We start from the raw sequence: 20,842 nt of genomic DNA, 5'->3' as shown, positions 1-20,842 counted from the left end.
AATAAAGGACAAATGATGGATTTTCTGCCTACTTTATGGTTCATTCTGATTGCCGTGCTGTGGATCGGCTATCTCTTCCTGGAAGGGTTTGACCTGGGCGTTGGCATGCTCATGAAAACCTTCGCCCGCGATGAAAAGGAACGCCGCCTCCTGCTCAACACCGTCGGCCCCGTGTGGGACGGGAACGAAGTGTGGTTGTTGACCGCGGGAGGCGCAACGTTTGCTGCCTTTCCGTTCTGGTACGCGTCGTTGTTTTCCGCCCTGTACATCCCGCTCGTCTTTGTACTTTTGGCGCTCATCTTCCGCGCAGTGGCCTTTGAATACCGTGGCAAGGTGCATTCCGATGCGTGGCGCAAGACGTGGGATTGGGCCATTTCACTGGGGTCGTTTGTGGCTGCCTTCGGCATCGGGGCCATGCTCGCATTGACCACCACCGGTCTGCCGCTCAATGCCAACGGCGACAGGGTCGGGGGACCCTTTGCGTGGTTCACGTGGTATGCGGTGCTGGGCGGTCTGGCCGTGGTCGGGTTCGCACTGATCCACGCAGCGGCGTTTGTGGCCCTGAAGACCGACGGCGACGTCCGCCACCGTGCCCGCCGCCTTGTCCGGCGCTGGATGCCTGTGGGACTGCTGCCGCTGGCACTGTGGGTCATCACCGTTGCCGTGCAACACGGCAAATGGTTCAGTTGGATCCTCATTGCCGGCGCTGTGGCCGCTGCCGTGGCTGCGTGGCTGGCGAACCGTGCCGATCGGGAGGGCTTCAGCTTCTTGGGCATGGGTGTGTTCCTGTTGGCTGGCAGCGCCGCGATCTTCAGCGCCGTCTACCCGGTAGTGCTGCCCTCAACACTGGATCCATTGTGGAACCTGACCGTGGAGAATGCTTCCTCCTCGACCTACACGCTGGGTCTGATGTCAATCGTTGCGGCCATTGGTGTTCCGCTGGTCCTGGCCTACCAGGCATGGACATATTGGATCTTCCGCAAGCGCATCTCAGTTGCACACCTGCCTGAACCGGTGGATTTTGCCCCGGCTATCGCACTCGCGTTGGACGTGGAGAAGCCTCTCGTGAGTGAAGGAGCCAAGGCCTAGCATGAGCCCCCGCCCCGCACTCCCTGCTGGCAAGTCGACACGAGTGGCACTGGCCGCACTGGCCGGATTGGCCGCCGTCAAGGCGGTGGCCCTGGTCCTGTTGATGGGCGCACTGGCCCACGCCCTAGGACAGTGGGCGTCAGGTGCAGCCCTTGACCCTGCCAAATTGCTGGTTCAGGGGAGTGTCGGGTCGGTGTTGCTGGGTGCTGCGGTGTGGGGCCAGGCCATTTTGGCCAGACGCGCAGCGCTCGGCGCCAAGGAGGAACTGCGCGGCAAATTGGTGGCGCACCGACTCGCCGGGCGTAACAGTGCACGGGGCAGCACAGCGGCAAACGGTGGCGGTGTGGGCGCCGAGGGCATGCTGGCCAGCCGCGGCCTCGACGGCCTTGACAACTACTTCAGTGCGTATCTGCCGGCCCTTGTGACTTGTGCCGTGTTGCCGTTGATGATTGGGCTGCAAATCCTCATTTCGGACTGGGTCAGCGCCCTCATCGTGGTCCTGACGGTGCCGCTGGTTCCGGTGTTCATGATCCTGATCGGCTTCCACACCCAGGAACGCGTGGAAATGGCCGCACGCGGTTTGGACAGACTTTCAAACCACCTGCTTGAACTGGCCCGAGGCCTGCCTGTTCTGGTGGGCTTGCGCCGCGCGTCTGCCCAGCGCAAGGCCTTGTCCGACGTATGCGAGGCGTACCGCAAATCCACCATGGCAACTTTGCGCACGGCTTTCCTGTCCTCCATGGCGTTGGAACTCATTAGCACCATTTCAGTGGCTGTCGTGGCCGTGTTCATTGGTGTCAGGTTGGTTTATGGCCAGATGCCGCTGGAGGCCGGGTTGCTGGCACTCATGCTCGCCCCGGAGTGCTTCAGACCGCTGCGCGACGTCGGTGCAGCCCACCACGGAAGTGAAGACGGTGTGCAAGCCCTGCGCCGCGTCAACGAAATCCTTGATGAATCCCCTGCAGGTGAGGCCTCCGTCACCGAGGCTCCAGCCGGGATCGGTGCGGAAGTCTTGTTGATCGATGACCTTTCGGTGCGCTACCCAGGGCGCGGTGAAGCGGTCGTTGCCGGATTCTGCACCGTGCTCATGCCCGGTACGGCACTGGTGCTGGCGACGCCCAGCGGATCGGGCAAGTCAAGTATTTTGTCCGCCATTGCCGGTACGCTTCCTGCTGGCGGGGACCACGCTGCTGTGGTGGATGGCAGCCTCCTGGTTCGTTCCCCGGATTCCCTGGTGTACGTTTCCCAGCATCCTGCCTTTACCGAGGACACCGTGCTGGAGGAGGTGCAGCTGTACGCGGCCGGACCCCAGCAGATCGAGATCGACGCCGACGTACTCATGACGGCTTTGGCTCAGGTCAACGCAGCGCACCTGGCGCAGCGAACTGTGGTGGATTGCAGCCCCGGTGAACTGCGGCGCGTGGCCGTGGCCCGGGCACTTGCCCGCATTGCGGTGGATCCCAGCGTGGAGCTGGCACTGTTTGACGAACCCACCGCCCACCTAGACCAGATCTCGGCCGCGGCCGTGCGCCGGGCATTGGCCGGGTTACGCGGAAGCGTAGCTGTGGTGGTCGGCACGCATGACACAGCGCTGGCGGTCATGCTGGGTGCCGCTACATTCCCCGCTGTCCCCAGCCCGGTGGTTGAGTGCACGCCGGCTGCGGAACCAGCCGTCGCACAGCCGGAGCATCCTGAGGAAGCTCAGCGCCTGCAGTGGCGTCACCTGTTGGCGCTTCCGCTGCGTTCTCCGCGTTTTGCGGCAGGCGTGCTGGTCTCGGCTCTGGCCACGCTCAGCGCTGCGGCCCTGTCCGGGATTTCCGGTTGGCTCATCGTGTGGGCGGCCCAGCAGCCTCCCATGATGTACCTCATGACCTTGATTGTGGGTGTGCGGGCCTTCGGCATTGGCCGCGCGGTGTTGCGGTACTGTGAACGCCTGCTCACGCACGACGCCGTGTTCCGGTGGGCCACCGAACTTCGGTTGAAGCTGTGGGATTCCTTGGGTTCTTCAGTATTGCACTGGGGGAAGCTGACCCGCTCAGGTGGCGCCCTGGGAACGCTCGTAGCCGACGTCGACGAGCTGCGAGATGCTGTGCCGCGGGCCGTGGTGCCCATCCCGGCCGCCATCATTTCCTATGGTGCCGTCCTGGCGGCACTGGCCATGCTGGTTCCCGAGGTCACCTGGATTGTCGTGGTGGTGGGCGTGCTGGGACTTGTGGTCATGCCGCTGGTGGTGTTGGCCGCGCAGCAGCGTGCCTCAGCGGCCGCGGCCGTGCACAGAGTCTGGCTGGCTGGCCGGGTGACCACCCTGTTTGCCGCCGCGGAGCAACTTGGCGCTAACGGCGTCGGCGCCGCCCAAGCTGCGAAGTTCAGCGCAGAAGACGCGACTGTGGCCAACCCGCTGCGGCGCCTTGCGTGGTCCGACGGTCTGGGGCAGGGTGGCGTCTCTCTTCTGACGGCGTTGGGAGCGGTTGCTGTCACGGTGGTGGGCATAGCGGCAGGGGTTGATCCCCGCGCTGCAGCAGTTGCGGCGCTGCTCATGCTTGCCTTGTCCGAACCCCTGGGGCAGTATTTGGAAGCCGTCTCTGCACTGCCTGCCCTCTCGGCATTGATGGGCAGGACGCTGCCGCTGCTTGATGCACCCTCGACAGTCGTTGGCTCGGCCGCCCACCTAGAGGCCGCCGCATCCGTTGAGCTTGTGCAGGAACTAGAGGTTGAGGATATCGCCGGCCGCTATCCGAACACATCCGTACCCGTCTTCACCGGGGTCAGCGGTGGTACCCGGCGTGGGAGCTGGTGGACGGTGAGCGGCCCCTCGGGGTCGGGGAAGTCAACTCTGCTGGCTGTTTTGCTCGGCTTCCTCAAGCCTGAAACCGGGCGTTACCTGCTCAACGGCAACCCGGCAACAGCGGAAACCCTCGCTGGTATAGCCTGGTGCCCGCAGGACGCCTACCTGTTCAATTCAACGCTGCGTTCCAACCTGGCATTGGCCCGGCCGGCGGCAACCCCGCCCACAGATGCCGAGTTGGAGGAGACATTGACCATCGTGGGACTTGGTCCTTGGTTGGCGCAGCTGCCTGAAGGCCTCGGCACACGTGTGGGTCCCGGCGGGCACCATCTCTCCGGCGGGCAACGGACCCGGGTGTCGGTGGCCCGTACGCTCGTGGCGGGCTCCGGCGTTGTACTTTTGGATGAACCCACGGCTCATCTTGGCGAGGATGAGGCCAAGGAGTTGGTGACGGACCTTCGCCTGGCGCTGTCCGGTTCTGCCGTGGTGCTGGTGACACACGACGCCGAAATGGCCGCAGGCGGGGACACCCACCTCGTGCTTGGAGCCAGCACCGGGGACGTGGCCGGCCATGAGCCTTCCCCTCGCCGGACGCCTGGGAAAATGGAAAAGGTGCGCTAATGCGTCATCAAGGTACTCGCCAACAGCTGCCGCATGGGGAACGTAGACTCGGACGCGGCCAGGGCCACAAGCAGTGCCACCACCGGATTGTCGGCCTCTCCCGATAGTGTGAAATCCATGAGCACAACCTCCCTGCTATTTTTGTCCGGTGCAGGCCTGCCTGAATGGATCTGGGATGCCACATGCGCAGCTCTCCCGGAGACGTCAGTCGTTGCCCCACGACCATCGAGGCAAGATGCAGATGTGAGGGGCTATGCCGAGGCTGCCCTCGAGGCCGCTCCTGAGGGTCCGCTCACCGTTGTTGCCCACTCTGCCGGTGGGGTGATCGCGGCAGAACTTACGGCGTTGGCGCCGGAGCGCATCCATGGAGTACTCGGAGTGTCTGCTGTCATCCCCACGGCTGGCCGTTCGTTCGCGTCCTCAATGCCTTTCCCGAACCGACTTCTGCTGCCGATGATCTTGAAACTGGCAGGTACGCGGCCTCCTGAGTCATCGATCCGCAAGACGCTCGCTGCCGGTGTCGATCAAGCAGTGGTGGATCGCCTGATTCATGATTTCACCCCGGAAACTCGTGCCTACTTCACCAGCGCGGCAAGCACCGAAATCGTTGCACCCGTTCGTGGCTACGTCACCAGCAACGACGATGCCGAATTGCCGATAGTCCTCCAAAAAAGGTATGCGGCAAAACTCCAACCAACATTTGTTCGCAATCTCACAGGCGGACACCTTCCGATGCTCCGTGATCCGCATCAGCTCGCGAAGGCCATCCGCGATTTCCAGAAAGTGGTCAATGAACAAGTGCACTCGTAGCCGGTGATGAGCTGCCCGTCCCACAAACCGGTCGGAGGCCGACTCGTGGATTCCTGCTCGCCCCGGGACTGAATTCGTATTTGCTCATCGTGCACGACGACTCGCAGAAGCAAGTTCTCCCTGAGGATCACTGATGGCATGACCGGTTCGTCCTCCGTCGTCACCACATCCACCCGGGTGCGGGCCAGCTCATCCGGAGTCAGAATTTCCGCAAGGGCAGGCTGCGCAGCCAGCAAGATTGCTCCCACGATCATCACGTGTCCATGGTCCCTGCTGCCGAGGTACAAGACAAGGCGATGGCAGAAGTGAGACCTCATAGACCCCAGAGGCATGCGACATGCTCGTCACCAGTGGTTAAGGTACGTCGTAGGGACGCTGACGGTTGACACATTGCGCTTGGAGGAGTATTTCGGACGACCACGGCACCGGGGCTGCCCATTAAACAGCTAATAGCCGTCAACTAGTAGCTTCCAACTATTAGCTGTGGCATGATAGCTAGCATGAAAAGCATTTCGCAGCCCCACGATCCCCAGTTGTTGAGGGGCGTCCTGCCGATGCTGATCCTGGCACTGCTGCACGAGCGGGAGTCGTACGGCTACGAGCTGGTCGAGCGTCTACGGGCGCTGGGCTTGATGGACCTGGCCACCGGCTCCGTCTATCCGGTACTCAGCCGCTTTGAACGGGATGGGCTGCTAGGCAGCCACACCCAGCGCTCGGCGTCTGGCCCGGCCCGCAAATACTATGCGCTCACACCGCCGGGGGAGTGCGCCCGACAGGAAGCTGCGCAAAACTGGCGCAGTATGGCAGCCGTGGCCGAGCGGGGCCTGGCACTGAACGGACTGCCGGCGGCAAGTAAAACCAAGCCACTGATATCACAATCGCAGGATTTGGAACGGGGAATCTCATGACCACTGTCCACCACGGAGGCGCCCCCAAGTTGGGCCTCCGCCATGCAATAACCAGGGATTGGTACATCTTCAAGGTAGACCTGCACTTGGACGGGGTGGTTCCCGGCCGCCAGCGCAGAAGGATCCTGGCGGACCTGCGCGACAGCATCGACACAGACGTTGCCGTCAATAAGCTGCCCGAGGTTCTGGCTGGGCTGGGAAAACCACGGGTTGTGGCGGCAAGCTATGCCGAGGGTGCCGACCAGTCGCGCCCGCTGTGGTCCGCCGGCTTACTGGCTGCCATGATCATGCTTGTGATCTACTGGATACTGCTTTTCACATACTCGGCAGGGATGCTGGCCTCGGCGGTTCAAGCTGGAGGTGAATTCAATTCACATTTCTTTCTTGTCAAGGTGATGGCCTTCAATACCGGTGACGGTTTGGGGATCGGCTGGAGCGGGGCAGCAGCCCTATGGTTTCCCATAGCCCTGGCTGTCTTGGCTTTCATCCCGGCCAGCCGGGCCTGGCGCGTCTTTCGCGGCAAGGTTTGAAGTTTCCCGTAGTCGCTGGGGAATTCGCGGCAATCGATCGGATTCCGGCAGTAGGTTTCCGGAGGAGCACGTGGCTCGGACTCCGTGTGCGTGACTCCACGCGGTCGAAATATGTGGCTTGACGTGGTGCCCACCGGCGACAGGCACCGCCTACGCGGCGCGGAGATGCGAGATGACCAGACCGATCGGGGCACTGATCAGCAAAACGAAAACCATGAATCGGAATCCCCACAACAGCCATGCGTTCTGCGGCCGCGTGCCCCGCACACCCCAAATGAACAGTCCCAGTGCCAGGAAGAGCAGGGCTGCACCCACATAGCTCAGAACGGGAACGCCAGCCAGCGTGCCCAGAAGAACGGCAGCATTTGAAAGGTTCAAGGCCACGGCTTGGAACGTGAGCAGCGAAGTGGTGGGGCGTTTGGAGGCTAGGCCAGCCTGACCCATCCCCAAGACCAGCTGAGCCACCCCGCAGACCAGCACCAGGTAGGCGACGGCCCAGGCTGAAAGATAGCTTGGTGCGCCCGCACTGGCGGCAGAAACAACTCCACCCAGAACAATGCTGACAGCACCGGGGATGGCAAAGGGAAGCGCGCTCTTGTTCACATCTCCCAGCTTATGCCCACCTGAACCATGGGCATCCCGATGGGGAGCGGGGGGGGGGGGGGGGCTGCCGGCAGGCGGTGAACCCGAGCACCATCAGGCGCGTGGTTCGTCTAGCTATGAAAGCCTGCTCAGAGTTATCTTTAGTAAAGCCTTAGGAGTGGAGGTTTGGTACGTCACCGCGAAACCAGTCGACAGCTACAGCATCGATGCACCATGGGTGCCATGGATGTTGGCAAGCTTCACCTCGTCCATGGTGTCCTGACGGCTCTCGGGGTCATCGCCTGCAAGCCACCATTGAACTGCCCTTCGGTGGCCTGGGATCACTGTTATTTGGATCGACCTGTGGCGTTCTGTGGATCAGTCAGGCAACACTGTTGATGCCGCAGTCCGGAACCCCTAGGTTGGCGCGGCTGGTGGGGCGGCACTTGGATGGCGACCACCGCCATCACCACATTCCGGGCACAATCTGCACCAGCCCGGTAACGGGGCCCTATACGGGCACTGTGTGCGGCCAATTTTGGGTGCTTTTGCCGGGTCAGCCGTTGACGTCGTGCAAGTGGTGGACGATGTCGTGCAGGAAATACCCGGCCAGGGTCACCACCGTAAATTCCGCGCCATTGCTGCGTAGCCCGCGCCGTCCCCAATCCGCTTCGTCGACTGCACCGAAAGCGGCTGCCGCATCCAAGCCGTTTTGCACCAGTTCGCTGGCAACATCATCAGGATCGAGAGTCGAATAGCAGCCGTCAAGGGCTGCCTGGTCCTGGTCCCAGTCGGCGAAGGTGGGGTTCTCTTCCCGGAGCATGAGCTCAAGGCGTGCGGTGAACAGTTCGAAGACGTCACTGGCATGGGCGCCATATTCCAGCACAGACCACGTGTCCGGGTTTGAGCGTTCCTCAACGTTGGCCCCCCGCAGCGCGTTCTGCCACCGCGGGAGCAGCGCGGGGATCATGGTTGCCGCAGTGGACGGTGTGGCTTCGGAGGCATCGAAGCCGCACTCAGGGCACACACGCTGCAAAACCCAGGTCCAGTCTTTTTCATCGGGAGTGATAGCCATGGGGCCAGTCTATGCGTAGGCCCCGCAACAGCCCATGCCTATTCCAATGGCAGCTCAAAAGCCTCTTGTGTACTGCCGGGGATGGGCTGTGCGTCACGGGTGGGGGCCGCCGGGACCTTCGGCGACACCACCGGGGCGGCAGGTAGATCAGGGGTATGGGCACCGTTAGCCAAGCTGTGCCCAACCAAGCTGTGCCCAATCAGGCTGGGCCCGATCAGGTCGAGGGCTGCGCTGAGCGCCACGCCCGAGCCGTCGCGGTGGCCATGCTCCACCGGCAGCGCCCGGGCGACGCCGGAACCGGTGGAAGCCTTGGCCGGACCATGGCCAGCCCAGGACGCCCGCAGCCTGTCCTCGCCTTTGAGGAAGCGGTGCGCCCGCACCCCTGCCGTGGCGCGTCCCTTGGCCGGGTAATCTGAGAATGCGGTCACCTTGGCCGAGCCCGACGGCGTGCCCGGCAGCGCGTCCTGCCCACCGGCCACCGTGACCACCACCGCCTCGGAATCGGTCGGGGAGACCACGCCAAAGGACAGCACCGCGTCTCCGACAGAGAGCTTGATTCCGGCCATGCCGCCGGCCGTGCGACCCTGCGGGCGAACCGTGGCGGCACTGTAGCGCAGTAATTGGGCGCCGCGGGTGATGAACACGAGTTCGTCGTCGTCCGTGGCAACGCCTGCGCCCACCACGAAATCCTTGGGTTTGAGGGAAATGTACTCCCAGTCGTCGCGGTTCAGCGGATACTCGGGGGTTACCCGCTTGACCACCCCGGCAGCGGTACCCACGGCAAAGACGCTGTTCAGCGGCACAAAGCCAACCAGGGTCTCGCCCTTCGTCAGCGTGATGAAGTCCTTGGCCGCCACGCCGCCGGCCAGGTTTGGCAGGGAGTTGGTGGGCGGCAGCACAGGCATGTCCACCACTTGCAGGCGAAGCATGCGACCCAGCGACGTCAGCGCGCCAATCTCGGCCCTCGCGGTGGACTTCAGCACTGAGGTGAAGACGTCGTGCTTGCTGCGGCCCCCTGAATCCAAGAGTGGATCAGCCGTGGTTGTCCGGGCGATCTGCCCCGTGGCGCTGAGCAGCACCCAGCAGGGATCGTCGGCAATTTCAAGAGCTAGCGGAGCAATCTTGGCGGCCTTGCCCGTGCCGCCGGCAGCAAGCGCCTTCGCCACGGACGGGGCCATGGCCTCGGATTCAAGCAGCACGGTGCGGCGCGGGGTGGCGTATTTCGCGGACACTTCGCCCAACTCGTCGGTGACCAGTTGGTGCAGCAGTTCCTTGGAATCCAAAATAGCCTGCAGGGCTTCAATTTCACGACGCAGCTGGTCACGCTCGGCCTCCAGCTCCACCATGGAGAAGCGGGTGAGCTGGCGCAAACGCAGGGCCAGGATGTAGTCCGCCTGGATTTCGGACAAGTCATAAATGGCCATGAGGCGCTCACGGGCTGCCGCCACCTGATCCGAGGTCCGGATGATCTGGATGACCTCGTCAATATCCAAGATGGCGATGAGCAGGCCCTCCACCAGGTGCAGGCGGTCGAGCTTCTTGGCGAGGCGGAACGTGGTGCGGCGGCGCACCACGTCAATGCGGTGCGTGACAAACACCTGCAGCAGCGGCAACAGGCCAAGGGTTTGCGGCTGGCCCTCAACGAGGCAGACGTTGTTGATGCCGAAGGACTCCTCCAGCGGCGTGTAGCGGTACAACTGCTCCATGACGGCGGCCGGGTTGAAACCGTTCTTGATCTCCAGCACCAGCCGCAGCCCATGCTTGCGGTCTGAGAGGTCAATGAAGTCGGCGATGCCCACCAGCTTCTTGTTATTGACCGCGTCCTTGACTTTTTCTTTCACCTTTTCCGGGCCCACCAGGTAGGGCAGTTCGGTGACAACAAGGCCCGTGCGGCGCGCGGAAATTTGTTCAACAGCCATTTTGGCTCGGGTCTTGAACGAGCCGCGGCCGGTGGCGTAGGCGTCGCGGATGCCTTGTAGACCCACAATTCGCCCGCCCGAGGGCAGGTCGGGGCCGGGCACGTACGCCATGATGTCTTCGAGGGTCGCATCGGGGTGGGCGATCAAGTGTTGGGCGGCGGCAATCACTTCGCCAAGGTTGTGCGGGGCCATGTTGGTGGCCATGCCCACGGCAATGCCGCTGGCTCCGTTGACCAGCAGGTTCGGGTAGGCCGCGGGCAGCACGGAGGGCTGTGTCCACTCGTTGTCGTAGGTGGGCACAAAGTCCACCACGTCCTCATCCAGGTTTCCCGTCAGCTCCAGTGCGGCGGCGGCCAGACGGGCCTCGGTGTAGCGGGGGGCGGCGGGGCCGTCGTCGAGCGAGCCGAAGTTGCCGTGCCCGTCAACGAGAGGCAGACGCAGGGAAAAGTCCTGGGCCATGCGCACCATGGTGTCGTAGATCGCCGTGTCCCCGTGCGGGTGCAGCTTGCCCATGACCTCGCCCACCACGCGGGCACTTTTGACGTGGCCCTTGTCCGGGCGCAGGCCCATGTCCGTCATCATGTACAGGATGCGCCGCTGGACAGGCTTGAGCCCGTCACGGGCGTCGGGCAGCGCCCTGGAGTAGATCACTGAGTAGGCGTACTCCAGGAATGAGCCCTCCATTTCAGTTGAAACATCAATGTCAACGATGTTTTCCTTGAAATCCTTGGGGAGGGTGCCGTCTGCTGGGCGTTGGCGCTTGGCCATGATGGCGGTGGTTCCTTTTCTGCCTGGGGGTGTTGCGTCTCTGACATAGACGCCTAAAACGAGATCATGTCGGTACAGTGATTCTATGGTGAAGCCAGAGCTCGCGCCCGAATATCCGGCCCATTGGGAAGCCGATGTTGTTCTCCGTGATGGAAGCACGGGCCATTTGCGGCCCATGACCGCCGCCGACGCCCCCGCCGTGCAGGCATTTCACATGGCGCAGTCGCAAAATTCCATCTATTTGCGCTTCTTTACGTACAAGTCCAAGCTTACGGACAAGGAACTGCGCCGCTTCACTGAGCTTGACTACCACGACCGTGTGGCATTTGTCATAACCCGCGGCGACGGGATTATTGGGATCGGGCGCTACGACCGGCTCGATGACCCCTCCGACGCCGAGGTGGCCTTCAACGTTTCCGATGCCCACCAGGGCCGCGGCGTGGGGTCGATTCTGCTTGAACACTTGGCTGTGGCTGCGCGGGAGAACGGGATCAGCAAGTTCTCCGCGGAGGTCCTGCCGGAAAACCGCAAGATGATCCAGGTTTTCTCTGAGGCCGGCTATGAAGTCAAGCGGCATTTTGACGATGGCGTGGTTTCGCTCCACTTTGACATCGACCCCACGGAGAAGTCCCGCGCCGTCATGGAATCCCGCGAGCACCGGGCCGAGGCGCTCAGCCTCGCCGGGCTGTTGGCGCCGGCCTCTGTGGCCGTGATTGGGGCCAGCCGGGAGTGGGGGAGCGTGGGCCAGCAACTCCTTGAGCACGTTGTCGAGGGGAACTTCACCGGCGCCATTTACGCCGTCAACCCGGATGCACTGGAGGTCTCCGGCATGATGCCCTACTCCAGGATCGGCGAGGTTCCCGGGCCCGTGGACCTGGCCGTCATCGCCGTGCCCTACGGTCAGGTCCAGGCTGTGGTGGAGCAGTGCGGGCAGGCCGGCGTGAAGAGCCTTGTTGTGGCCACCGCAGGTTTCGCGGACGACGGCGAACGCGGGCTTGCGCGCCAGCACGCCCTGGTGCGCCAAGCGAGGGCAAACGGCATGCGGGTGGTGGGCCCGGCCTCGCTTGGCGTGGCCAACACCGACCCGGCAGTGTCGCTGAACGCATCGATGGCCCCGGCACTGCCCCTGCGGGGAGGCTTGGGGATCTTCAGCCAGTCAGCAGCACTAGGGGCTTCCCTGTTCGCCTCCCTGAGCCGGCGCGACGTGGGCATGTCTACCGTGCTCTCGGCCGGAAACCGGGCTGATGTGTCAGGCAATGACATGATGCAGTTTTGGGAGGATGACCCGAACACGGCCGCGTGCGGGCTTTATCTAGAATCCATTGGCAACCCACGCAAGTTTTCGCGTATTTCCCGGCGCCTGGCTCGGAGCAAACCCGTCATCGTGGCCAAATCGGATGCCATCGGGCTGCGCCTGCCGCCCGGCCACGCCGTGCGCACCACCCAAGCCCCTGTCGGTGCGCTGGACGCCATGCTGCGCCAGTCCGGCGTCGTGCGTGTGAATACGATTGAAGAACTCTCTGATGTGGCCCAGATTGTGGTGGGGCAGCCGCTGCCCAAGGGGCCGGGTCTTGCCATTGTTGGCAACTCCGCGGCGCTGGGCACGGTGGTGGCTGATGCCACCGAGCAGCACGGGCTCACGGTGGCGGCCGTCGAGTCGAGTCTGGTGCTGGATATGGGTCAGTCCAAGGCGTTGCCGCTGCTGAAGCGCACGGTGCTCGATGTGCTGGCCCGTGATGGTGTGGACTCGGCCATTGTGACGCTGTTGCCCGTGGTGGGGCTGACTGTGGACGTGATTGCCGCAACGCTGCAGGAGTGCTCAGTGGAGTCCGGGAAGCCCGTCGTCGCCGCGCTGACCGGCAACATTGACCGCCGTATTCACGTAAACCGGCAAATGGCGCAGTCGCTGCCAGCATTCTCCAGCCCCGGTGCGGCCATTGCGGCATTGGCCGCTGTGACGCGGTACGCGCACTGGCTGACACTTGAATCACCCGTTTTTGATGTGCTGGAAGGGGTTGATCCGCGCGGCGCTGAAGCCCTGCTGGATGGATGGCTGGCTGAGGTGACCGGGGATGGGCTTCTCACCTTGGATGCTGGGCAGGCGACGGAACTGCTGCACCACTATGGCATTGAAGTGCTCGAATCGGCTCCGTTCCAAACCGAGGACCAGGCCGTGGCCGCAGCGCAGCGGCTGGGTTGGCCGGTCGCCATCAAGACCATTGACCCCGCCCTGCGTCACCGGATGGATTTGGGTGGTGTGCGCATCAACATTGAAAATGCTGAGTCGCTGCGGCGCAACATTGTCCGGATGCGCAACTTCCTCAAACCGTACGGGGACAAGGAGTTGGAGGTGCAGTCGATGGCGGAAGTGGGCCAGTCGTGCACCTTGCGGGCCATCGAGGACCCGTTGCTGGGGCCGGTGGTGTCCTTCGGATTGACCGGGGACGCGGTGAACCTGCTGGACGACTGGGCACACAGGGTGCCGCCATTGTCGGTGGCAGACACTGCGGACCTCATCCGCTCACCGCGTGCTGCAGTGAAGCTGTTCGGCTATGAAGGCCTGCCTGCCGTAAATGTGAAGGCACTGGAGGATTTGGTGGCCCGGGTGGCGATGCTCAAGGATGAACATCCCGAAGTGGCCTTCATTGAATTCAAGCCCATTCTCGTCGGCCCCACGGCCGTGACTGTCTTGTCCGTCGATGTGAGAATCGGCAACCCGGCCCAGCGCACCGACAGTGCACGGAGGGCCATGATTTTCTAGCCGGGCAACACCACGGCGCGGGCCGGGGGTGTGGCCAGTTCGCAACGCCGTCGCCAAAGTGCGAAAATGGGAGCATGAACAGCTTCGGCGCGGGCGCCCCCGCCAATACCAAGGGTCGCGATTTGGAAGCCGCACTTCAGCGGTCAGGTTTTTACCCCCGGCTCGTTGCAGACGTGGTCAACGATGCCCTTGACGGCCAGGAAAGTCTTGCGCACCTGGTGCATCTGGAAACCCACTTTGACCGCACCGAGGTGCACCGGCACATTACCGTGTTGGTGCTGACCACGGACATGCTGGTCATCACCCACGTTGACGACCACCAGCTCGATGAATCGGGTGAGCAGATGGTGGCCCAGGTGTCCACCGAATCAGTGCCAGTCGCCCAGATCAACTCTGTGGTGCTCAGCTACATCTACGCCCAGCCGCAGGACTACAAGCCCTCGGATCCAGCACGCGAGCTCACCTTGGCTATCGCCTGGTCTGGCGGACAGCGGGTGGAGATGGGTCCGGCGTCGTGCGGGGATCCCGCCTGCGACGCCGACCACGGTTATTCGGGAACTATCGTCCAGGAGGACATTGCGCTACGCATCAGCGCCGAGGCCGAGGGTCTGCAGGCTGTGGCGGACGCGAAAGCCTTCGCCCGTGCTTTGCGTGCCGTGAACACTGGCGCCGGTGCGCCCAGCCACTTGGAGCTCGGGACCACCAGATTCCCCGCCTTTGGTGCGCGCCTAGGCCGTTCCCATTACCGTCGCTGACGCCGTGGGTGCCCTCGACGAGCTGACTCACGTGCAGCCCCCACTGCCCGCCGCACCCGCCTACGGGACGGCGAGCATTGGCGATGTGCTCAGCAGTGCAGCTGCCGTGCTGGGTGGGGAGTCCTTTGAGAATGTGCTGAAGCTGCCAGCTGCCACGCGGATCTGCGTCGTTCTTGTCGACGGTTTGGGCAAGTCCTTGTTGAAGGCGAAGTCCGGGCATGCACCGTTCTTGCGCGGCGTCATGGCCGAAGACACAGGGGGTGCGCATCCGCGAACCCTGCAAGCTGCCTTTCCCAGCACGACCGCGACCTCACTGACGTCGTTGGGCACGGGAGCAGTTCCGGGGCACCACGGCATGGTGGGCTACGACGTGCTCGACCCGCGCCAGGACAAGGTGGTGAACCTGCTCGGAAATTGGGACGCCGGTGTGGATCCTCTGCAATGGCAGCCATGCCCCACCATCTTTGAAGAACTCTCCGCTTCGGTGCCCTGCACCACGGTGAGCCTGCCGCGCTTTGCCGATTCGCCCATGACCCGCGCGGCGCTAAGGGGCAGCGAATTCCGTGGCGCCACCTCGATGCATGCCCGGGTGGAGGAAGCCGTCAATGCGTTGGCTGCGACGCCGCGGGCGCTGGTGTACCTGTACTGGGGGGAACTGGACAAGGTCGGCCACGCGCACGGCGCAGATTCGGCGCAGTGGGAACGGCAGCTGGAAGAGCTCGACGCCGGCATGAAGCGTCTCGCTGCGACCGCACCGGCCGGGACGCTGATTCTCTTGACAGCCGACCACGGCATGGTGGATGTGCCGCGTTCGGCCCGGATCGACTTTTCGGTCTACCCGGAGCTGGTGGCCGGTGTCCGGCATACGGCGGGGGAACCGCGGATGGTGCACTTGTACCTGGAACCGGGGACCACGGAAATAGCACGCGGCCGCCTCATGGAGGCTTGGTTGGAACGATTCGGTAAGAAGGCCTGGGTTTTGACCAGGGAGCAGGCAGTCGAGGCAGGCTACTTTGGCGAGGTTTCCGACGCTGTCAGTGCCCGCATTGGCGATGTTTTGGTTTTGGCCAGGGAGTCGATCGCATTTTACGACCTGCAACGGGTGCGTGCCCAGGCCATGGAGGTGGTGGGCCAGCACGGATCCATCACGAAGGCCGAGCGTGAGGTGCCGCTGCTGCGCATTCCCGTGACACCGAAGAAGGTATCGACTGCAAGGAAGGGCGCCAAGCGCCGCTAGGGCCGAGGAGGTCCCAGGCATTCTTATGACTGAGACCGGGGTTCCCGACTTCAGTCGCCCTTGGTGCCGAACACTATCTCGTCCCAGCTCGGGACGCTGGAGCGCTTGGGTTTCGTGGAGGCCTTGCGCTCCAGACGTGCCGTCACATCACTGTCGCTGGCGCCACTTTCTTCCGGCACGTGGGTCTGCGGCTCACTGCTGGTGGATGGTTCCCCAGAGACCACAACTTCCCTCGTCTCGCTGCTGACCTCGGCAACACTGCCACCCCTGTTCGAGCCTTGGGCGTCGTGTTCAGAAAGGCGTGGCGCCAGTTTCAGGAACGGGATGGAACGGAGCCTGTCCCTGGGGCTCACCGCAGGGGCGGGTGCTTCCTCGATCGGATTGGTCTCAGGAGTGTCCTCTTCCGACTCACTTTCACCAGCCTTGATTCCATAGAATTCTTCATCACGGGGGTGGGCGCCGGGAACGGAATTGCCGAGCATGGCGGCCAGTTCGTCATCGCCCGCCTCGTTCACGCCCAAGCGCACACCGCGGCGGGAGCGCAACATCTCAAGGAGCCCGTGGCTGTGGCCGTCCTCATCAGACTCCGGTGCGAGCTCTGTGGGCGTCGCCTCTGAGTCTGAGGCCCCCTCTGCGGAAAGCTCTGTCTCCATGTCGGAGGATACGGCGTCGGCTTCCACATCAAAGGGCTTGTCGACGACTGCGCTCAGCCGACGTGCCGAAACGGGACTGTCGAGCGGCTCAAGTTCACTGAGTTGCTGTGCCCAGCGGTTGGCGTTGTGCAGTGCCTTGCGTGCGGCATGGTAACGCCACAGGGCCGGGGGTGCCTCGCCAATACTCGTGGCGGCGCGCTCTGTGCTGGGCTCAAAGTTGGCGCTGATGGTCCAGTCGCCTGCTTTGTCGCGCCAAGCATCCCAGCGCAGTGACTTCGGGTCGATGCCAAAAGCCACCAGCCGGTGCCGGACCATTTCATCAAGGGATGCCGGGCTCTCGCCAAAGGCAGCCTTGTAACCGTCGTTGTGGGCGGTGGGAGCGGCAACCTCGACGGCGCGCGCCTGACCGGCGATGTATTCACGTTCGGCCAGTACGGGTCCCTCGTAGCGCCGCACCTGCTCCAGCGACAGCCCTGATTGTTCAGAGACTGCCGCTGCAGTGGCTCCAGCCCGAATCAATGCCTGGATTTCCCGTGGCCTCATGCGGGTGCCAGGCTGTTGCGGCATGTTCGGCAAACGGTGGTGCGTTTTGCCTACTGCTGTGCGCAGCGCCTCGTCCAAGGGGAGTAGGTAGATGTCCCCATCGGGACCACTGAGCAGCAGGTGTCCGCCGTCGTCGTGGACACCCACCAGCCGCAGATCAGCCATGTCGTCCTCCCAAAAAGTCATTATTGTACACTTCGAAACTTTGCCATTGATGCGCCAAATTACCTACTACCGCGCTAGGCGTGGCGTGAGTTCGCTTTGTCAACGAGCGCGAAACGCAGGGCAGCAGAACCTCAAGCAACTTAAGCCTGCTGCGAACTAACGCGCCGACTGCTCATCGTTCACTGTTTTACATTTTATGGTGTTGGCAGCATTTGTATACTGCCGCCCCGCGGTGATTCTAAGGAAGTAATGATGAGAACCGGTTACCACCAGCCACGAATGGCCCAACGACCGGCTGGTCCCAGCCCCGTAATGAACGCTGTGATCGATTTGGCTGAGACCGATCTGGCAGAGAATTTCGAACTTCCTGGCAATGACGTTCCTGCCGAAGAATTGGCCTTGGAGATCATGGCCGAGCAGGCGGATGAGTTCACGTGCGGCTCGTGTTTCCTGGTGCGGCATCGATCACAGCTTGCTCGGGAAATGAATGGATTGAAGTACTGCAGGGATTGCGAGGGGTGAAAAAGTGGCTCCCCCGACGCGGAGTCCAGGGGCTCAGGCCTCGGGGTTGAAGGCTGCCCGTCCGGTGCCGCGCAAGGCTGCGGCAAGATGCTCGGGGTTGCGAGAGGATGCCAGCCAGTACGGCGTCCGATCTGTGGGATCAGTAATTTCCATCTTCACCACCGGCTTGATCCACCCGCGAATGCACAGGTAGGCAAGACCGTTGAGTTTGGTGCCGCGCTGATCGGTGGCGTCCTGGCCGTGGTAGGCCGTGACTTCACCAACAAATTGGCGCTCAATCTGGGCCCGGCCCACCCGCAACGTCTCGGGGGTCACTTCAATGGTGGGGGTGGAAGCGATCAGCAGCGCGGCCTGGCCGATCAGCAGGACGAAAAATGCGATGTATCCCGCCGCCGGGCTGATCGGGATGAAAATCAGGATGCCAGCTGCGGAGAGTCCCACGACGATGACCCAGCCCCAAAATCCGGGCCAGAGTTTCTCCGTGTAGTTAGCCGTTGAGGGGGACGTTGCGCTCTGCGGCGAAGGTGATGACATGGCTATAGCTTTTCACCTTTCCGGCAGTAAATCACGTTGGCCGCTGCCGAGGCCAAGACAGGCGCCGCGCGGCGGTTCGCGATAGAGTGGGCTGTTGTGACCGAACAGACTTCTCCCGCCAACAATGCCTCCGACGACGCGCGGCCCACTCTAAGCGTGCAGTTGTGCATGCTCGACGACGGGATCGAGCCTCCCAGCTATGCCCACCCCGGTGACGCCGGCGCTGACCTGCGGACCCGGATCGACGTGGTGTTGGCGCCCGGTGAGCGGGCCCTGGTCCCCACAGGTGTCAGCATTGCGCTGCCGTTCGGCTTTGTTGCGCTGATCCACCCGCGTTCGGGTTTGGCCACGAAGCAGGGGCTGACCATTGTCAACAGCCCGGGTACCGTGGACGCCGGCTACCGCGGTGAATTGTCGGTGACGTTGCTGAACACTGACTCCCGCCATTCGATCTCACTGACCAGGGGCGATAGAATTGCACAAATGGTGATCCAGCGCGTGGAAATGGCTGAGTTCATAGAGGTCAATGAGCTGCCGGCCTCGGTACGCGGTACCGGCGGATTCGGATCCACGGGCGGTTTTTCCCGGACACCCCAGGGCGAAGTCCCGCAAGCGCCCGGCAACGGCTAAGCAGCCGCCTTCATTATCGCGAGTTCCATCTTTTACAAGGAGTCTTAATCCCATGGCTTTTGGGTTCGGTAAGAAAAACAAGAACAGCTCGGACGAGTTGGTTGATTCCAACTCCGCTGCCGTCGATCAAGACGACGCCGGGACCTCACCTGAAGGTTCGGGCCCTGCGATGTTGGACCTTCCCCCAGATCCTTCCGACACCGCCTATGACCGTGCCGTGCACGGCCCGTTGGATGACTCCGAGATTGAGAACACCGACGGCTACGTGGATTTGGGAGCCCTTCTGATCACCCCTCGCGAGGGGCTGTCGCTGCGTCTGGAGGTTGAGGAAAGCACATCACGCGTCATCGCGGTAACGCTGGACTTGAACGGTTCCAGCCTGCAATTGCAGGCCTTTGCGTCCTCACGTTCGGAAGAGCTGTGGCGCGACATCCGCGAGCAGCTGGGCCTGTCCGTTGGCTCGCAGGGTGGGGAGATCGAAATCCTTGACGGTGTTTTCGGCAAGGAAGTACTTGCCAAGGTTCCCGCAGAGGCGAGTGACGGAAGCAAGGGTTTCCGGGTTGCCCGATTCCTTGGCGTCGACGGCCCCCGCTGGTTCCTGCGTGGCGTCTTGGGCGGCGATGCAGCGGTTGACAGTGAAGCTGCGAAGGAACTTGAGGACTTGTTCCGTGGAGTTGTTGTGGTGCGTGGCGAGACCCCTTTGCCTCCGCGTGATCTGTTGCTGTTGCGCCTGCCCAAGGACGCTGCCACAGCTGCCGAAGCGGGCATGCCCGGCGGCCAAGATGCCCCCTCTCAGGGTGGGGAACCCCTTCAGCGCGGGCCCGAAATCACAGCGATCGGCTGACGTTGACACCCTCGCAACAACGCGGTTGGTCCGACCCTGGAGCCATTTGCGATTTACCGCGCCGGGGCCGCGCAGTGTGCAAAGGGGTCATTGACGCCGTTACCATCCTGCCGGAGTCAAGCGCACCCGCCTATACAGCGATCGTCACTGACCGGGAGGCCCATCGTGGCGCCGTGGACGGCAAGAATCACCGCCTGCGTCTGGTGTGGATAGGACGACGGCGTGTGCCCGGCATTGTGGCAGGCACGCGTTTGCGGGTGGAGGGCATGGTTTCACTTCGTGACGGCCTGCCCACCATGTACAACCCCCGCTACGAAATCATTGGAACCCAGGAGAGCTAGTTGAGCCAGCAGAGTCCCGAAGAGAACCCGCCTGTGCAAAAACCCACCGGTGGATTCGCTGAGATCGCCCATGATATGGCGTCCAAGAACCCGTTGGTGCGTAAGGAGAACGGCCAAATCGACTTGCTGGCCGCTGCTGGGGGAATGCGTGGCATTGCCGAAAGCGTGCTGCCCGGACTGATTTTCCTGGTCGTTTTCACGCTGACCCGGAACCTGACCGCCGCCCTCGTCGGATCAGTGGCCATTGCGGTTGTGTTCCTCGTGGCACGACTGATCCAGCGGACGCCGTTGACGCAGGCGCTGGCCGGAATTGCCGGTGTCGCACTTTCCGCTTTCCTGGCCATGAAGACCGGAAAAGCCGAGAATTACTACCTGATTGGCTTCCTGACCAATGGCGGCTACATCCTCGCCATGGTCATTTCAATCGTGGTGCGGTGGCCGGTGTTGGGCCTGCTGTTTGGCTATGCCCGCAACGAAGGCGTGCGTTGGCGGGACAAACCGGAACGGCTCCGTGCCTACAATGTTGCGACCTGGATTGTGGTGGCAGTCATGGCCGCCCGTCTGGTGGTGCAACTGCCGCTGTATCTGACGGAGCAGGTTGACGCCTTGGGGGCAATGCGCCTGATCATGGGCGTTCCGCTGTACGCGTTTGGCCTCTGGATCGCCTGGCTTGTCAGCCGCCCAGTCAGCGAGAAGCTGCCAGCGGACTAGCACTGCTATAAAAACCAAGTGAGGGGGTGGGTTGTTGGAATTTCCTAAACACCCCCCCA

At 62.9% G+C, this 20,842-nt stretch carries 19 protein-coding genes; 13 read left to right on the top strand and 6 right to left on the bottom strand.

Going from position 1 to position 20,842, the window contains the following annotated elements:
* Positions 1-15 precede the first annotated feature (15 nt).
* Both cydB and cydC read left to right on the top strand, forming a co-directional pair.
* Positions 16-1,089, top strand: a complete 1,074-nt coding sequence (gene cydB / locus JMA46_RS14600) for a cytochrome d ubiquinol oxidase subunit II (protein ID WP_207346082.1) — start codon at positions 16-18, stop codon at positions 1,087-1,089.
* Between the two features lies 1 nt (position 1,090).
* A complete protein-coding gene (gene cydC / locus JMA46_RS14595; RefSeq protein WP_207346071.1) occupies positions 1,091-4,495 on the top strand; it encodes a thiol reductant ABC exporter subunit CydC in 3,405 nt (1,134 codons plus the stop codon).
* Here the strand turns inward: cydC and JMA46_RS17510 are convergent.
* Positions 4,492-4,614 carry a hypothetical protein gene (locus JMA46_RS17510; protein ID WP_282099610.1) on the bottom strand — a complete coding sequence of 41 codons (123 nt, stop codon included), beginning with the start codon at positions 4,612-4,614 and terminating at the stop codon, positions 4,492-4,494. The two genes, cydC and JMA46_RS17510, sit on opposite strands and share 4 nt — an antisense overlap.
* Between JMA46_RS17510 and JMA46_RS14590 the strand changes: the two genes are divergently transcribed.
* The 3 genes from JMA46_RS14590 to JMA46_RS14580 all read left to right on the top strand — a co-directional run bounded on the left by JMA46_RS14590 (position 4,613) and on the right by JMA46_RS14580 (position 6,743).
* A complete protein-coding gene (locus tag JMA46_RS14590; protein WP_207346070.1) occupies positions 4,613-5,305 on the top strand; it encodes an alpha/beta hydrolase in 693 nt (230 codons plus the stop codon). The genes JMA46_RS17510 and JMA46_RS14590 overlap by 2 nt on opposite strands.
* A gap of 500 nt (positions 5,306-5,805) precedes the next feature.
* Positions 5,806-6,213 carry a PadR family transcriptional regulator gene (locus JMA46_RS14585; RefSeq protein WP_207346069.1) on the top strand — a complete coding sequence of 136 codons (408 nt, stop codon included), beginning with the start codon at positions 5,806-5,808 and terminating at the stop codon, positions 6,211-6,213.
* Complete coding sequence (locus tag JMA46_RS14580) at positions 6,210-6,743, top strand: hypothetical protein (RefSeq protein ID WP_207346068.1); 534 nt, start codon at positions 6,210-6,212, stop codon at positions 6,741-6,743. Before JMA46_RS14585 ends, JMA46_RS14580 begins: the two co-directional genes overlap by 4 nt.
* Positions 6,744-6,893: 150 nt before the next feature.
* On the opposite strand, the gene JMA46_RS14575 is transcribed toward JMA46_RS14580, so the two are convergent.
* From JMA46_RS14575 to JMA46_RS14565, 3 genes are all read right to left on the bottom strand, one after another.
* The gene (locus JMA46_RS14575; protein WP_207346067.1) at positions 6,894-7,346 is read right to left on the bottom strand and encodes a hypothetical protein; all 453 of its coding nucleotides are present in this window, start codon (positions 7,344-7,346) and stop codon (positions 6,894-6,896) included.
* A gap of 535 nt (positions 7,347-7,881) precedes the next feature.
* The gene (locus JMA46_RS14570; RefSeq protein ID WP_207346066.1) at positions 7,882-8,400 is read right to left on the bottom strand and encodes a DinB family protein; all 519 of its coding nucleotides are present in this window, start codon (positions 8,398-8,400) and stop codon (positions 7,882-7,884) included.
* 38 nt (positions 8,401-8,438) lie between these two features.
* Entirely contained in the window at positions 8,439-11,087 is a 2,649-nt protein-coding gene (locus JMA46_RS14565) for a DNA topoisomerase IV subunit A (RefSeq protein ID WP_207346065.1), read from the bottom strand.
* Positions 11,088-11,172: 85 nt separating this feature from the next.
* Here JMA46_RS14565 and JMA46_RS14560 point away from each other — a divergent pair, with 85 nt between their 5' ends.
* The 3 genes from JMA46_RS14560 to JMA46_RS14550 all read left to right on the top strand — a co-directional run bounded on the left by JMA46_RS14560 (position 11,173) and on the right by JMA46_RS14550 (position 15,840).
* Entirely contained in the window at positions 11,173-13,848 is a 2,676-nt protein-coding gene (locus JMA46_RS14560) for a bifunctional GNAT family N-acetyltransferase/acetate--CoA ligase family protein (protein WP_207346064.1), read from the top strand.
* 74 nt (positions 13,849-13,922) lie between these two features.
* A complete protein-coding gene (locus JMA46_RS14555; protein WP_207346063.1) occupies positions 13,923-14,603 on the top strand; it encodes a DUF5998 family protein in 681 nt (226 codons plus the stop codon).
* 4 nt (positions 14,604-14,607) lie between these two features.
* Entirely contained in the window at positions 14,608-15,840 is a 1,233-nt protein-coding gene (locus JMA46_RS14550; protein ID WP_348770183.1) for a nucleotide pyrophosphatase/phosphodiesterase family protein, read from the top strand.
* Between the two features lie 50 nt (positions 15,841-15,890).
* Here JMA46_RS14550 and sepH read toward each other — a convergent pair whose 3' ends face one another.
* Complete coding sequence (sepH, locus tag JMA46_RS14545) at positions 15,891-17,222, bottom strand: septation protein SepH (protein WP_247647335.1); 1,332 nt, start codon at positions 17,220-17,222, stop codon at positions 15,891-15,893.
* 258 nt (positions 17,223-17,480) lie between these two features.
* On the opposite strand from sepH, the gene JMA46_RS14540 reads away from it, so the two are divergent.
* Positions 17,481-17,723, top strand: a complete 243-nt coding sequence (locus tag JMA46_RS14540) for a DUF4193 family protein (RefSeq protein ID WP_247647337.1) — start codon at positions 17,481-17,483, stop codon at positions 17,721-17,723.
* A 33-nt stretch (positions 17,724-17,756) separates the two neighbouring features.
* Here JMA46_RS14540 and JMA46_RS14535 read toward each other — a convergent pair whose 3' ends face one another.
* On the bottom strand, positions 17,757-18,257 hold the full coding sequence (locus JMA46_RS14535; protein ID WP_207346062.1) for a DUF3093 domain-containing protein: 501 nt from the start codon (positions 18,255-18,257) through the stop codon (positions 17,757-17,759).
* A gap of 96 nt (positions 18,258-18,353) precedes the next feature.
* Between JMA46_RS14535 and dut the strand changes: the two genes are divergently transcribed.
* The 4 genes from dut to JMA46_RS14515 are packed head-to-tail and all read left to right on the top strand — an operon-like array spanning position 18,354 to position 20,783.
* Positions 18,354-18,887 (top strand): dUTP diphosphatase, encoded by a 534-nt coding sequence (gene dut / locus JMA46_RS14530; RefSeq protein WP_348770182.1) that lies wholly within the window; start codon positions 18,354-18,356, stop codon positions 18,885-18,887.
* Positions 18,888-18,939: 52 nt separating this feature from the next.
* Entirely contained in the window at positions 18,940-19,731 is a 792-nt protein-coding gene (locus JMA46_RS14525) for a DUF3710 domain-containing protein (protein WP_207346061.1), read from the top strand.
* A gap of 2 nt (positions 19,732-19,733) precedes the next feature.
* Positions 19,734-20,072, top strand: coding sequence for an OB-fold nucleic acid binding domain-containing protein (locus JMA46_RS14520; RefSeq protein WP_207346060.1), 339 nt, complete (start codon positions 19,734-19,736; stop codon positions 20,070-20,072).
* Positions 20,073-20,783: a DUF3159 domain-containing protein gene (locus tag JMA46_RS14515; RefSeq protein WP_247647334.1), complete on the top strand. Its 711-nt coding sequence runs from the start codon at positions 20,073-20,075 to the stop codon at positions 20,781-20,783. It begins immediately after the preceding gene.
* The last annotated feature ends 59 nt before the right edge of the window (positions 20,784-20,842 follow it).

It is taken from the genome of Arthrobacter sp. E3, from assembly GCF_017353415.1.
Taxonomy (GTDB): domain Bacteria; phylum Actinomycetota; class Actinomycetes; order Actinomycetales; family Micrococcaceae; genus Specibacter.
This window is presented reverse-complemented; position numbering and strand designations above follow the sequence as displayed.

Excerpts from the sequence above, each read along its gene's own strand:
- cydB (WP_207346082.1), top strand. The coding sequence starts at position 16 with ATGGATTTTCTGCCTACTTTATGGTTCATTCTGATTGCCGTGCTGTGG.
- cydC (WP_207346071.1), top strand. The coding sequence starts at position 1,091 with ATGAGCCCCCGCCCCGCACTCCCTGCTGGCAAGTCGACACGAGTGGCA.
- JMA46_RS14590 (WP_207346070.1), top strand. The coding sequence starts at position 4,613 with ATGAGCACAACCTCCCTGCTATTTTTGTCCGGTGCAGGCCTGCCTGAA.
- JMA46_RS17510 (WP_282099610.1), bottom strand. The coding sequence starts at position 4,614 with ATGGATTTCACACTATCGGGAGAGGCCGACAATCCGGTGGTGGCACTG.
- JMA46_RS14585 (WP_207346069.1), top strand. The coding sequence starts at position 5,806 with ATGAAAAGCATTTCGCAGCCCCACGATCCCCAGTTGTTGAGGGGCGTC.
- JMA46_RS14580 (WP_207346068.1), top strand. The coding sequence starts at position 6,210 with ATGACCACTGTCCACCACGGAGGCGCCCCCAAGTTGGGCCTCCGCCAT.
- JMA46_RS14570 (WP_207346066.1), bottom strand. The coding sequence starts at position 8,400 with ATGGCTATCACTCCCGATGAAAAAGACTGGACCTGGGTTTTGCAGCGT.
- JMA46_RS14565 (WP_207346065.1), bottom strand. The coding sequence starts at position 11,087 with ATGGCCAAGCGCCAACGCCCAGCAGACGGCACCCTCCCCAAGGATTTC.
- JMA46_RS14560 (WP_207346064.1), top strand. The coding sequence starts at position 11,173 with ATGGTGAAGCCAGAGCTCGCGCCCGAATATCCGGCCCATTGGGAAGCC.
- JMA46_RS14555 (WP_207346063.1), top strand. The coding sequence starts at position 13,923 with ATGAACAGCTTCGGCGCGGGCGCCCCCGCCAATACCAAGGGTCGCGAT.
- sepH (WP_247647335.1), bottom strand. The coding sequence starts at position 17,222 with ATGACTTTTTGGGAGGACGACATGGCTGATCTGCGGCTGGTGGGTGTC.
- JMA46_RS14540 (WP_247647337.1), top strand. The coding sequence starts at position 17,481 with ATGGCCCAACGACCGGCTGGTCCCAGCCCCGTAATGAACGCTGTGATC.
- JMA46_RS14535 (WP_207346062.1), bottom strand. The coding sequence starts at position 18,257 with ATGTCATCACCTTCGCCGCAGAGCGCAACGTCCCCCTCAACGGCTAAC.
- JMA46_RS14525 (WP_207346061.1), top strand. The coding sequence starts at position 18,940 with ATGGCTTTTGGGTTCGGTAAGAAAAACAAGAACAGCTCGGACGAGTTG.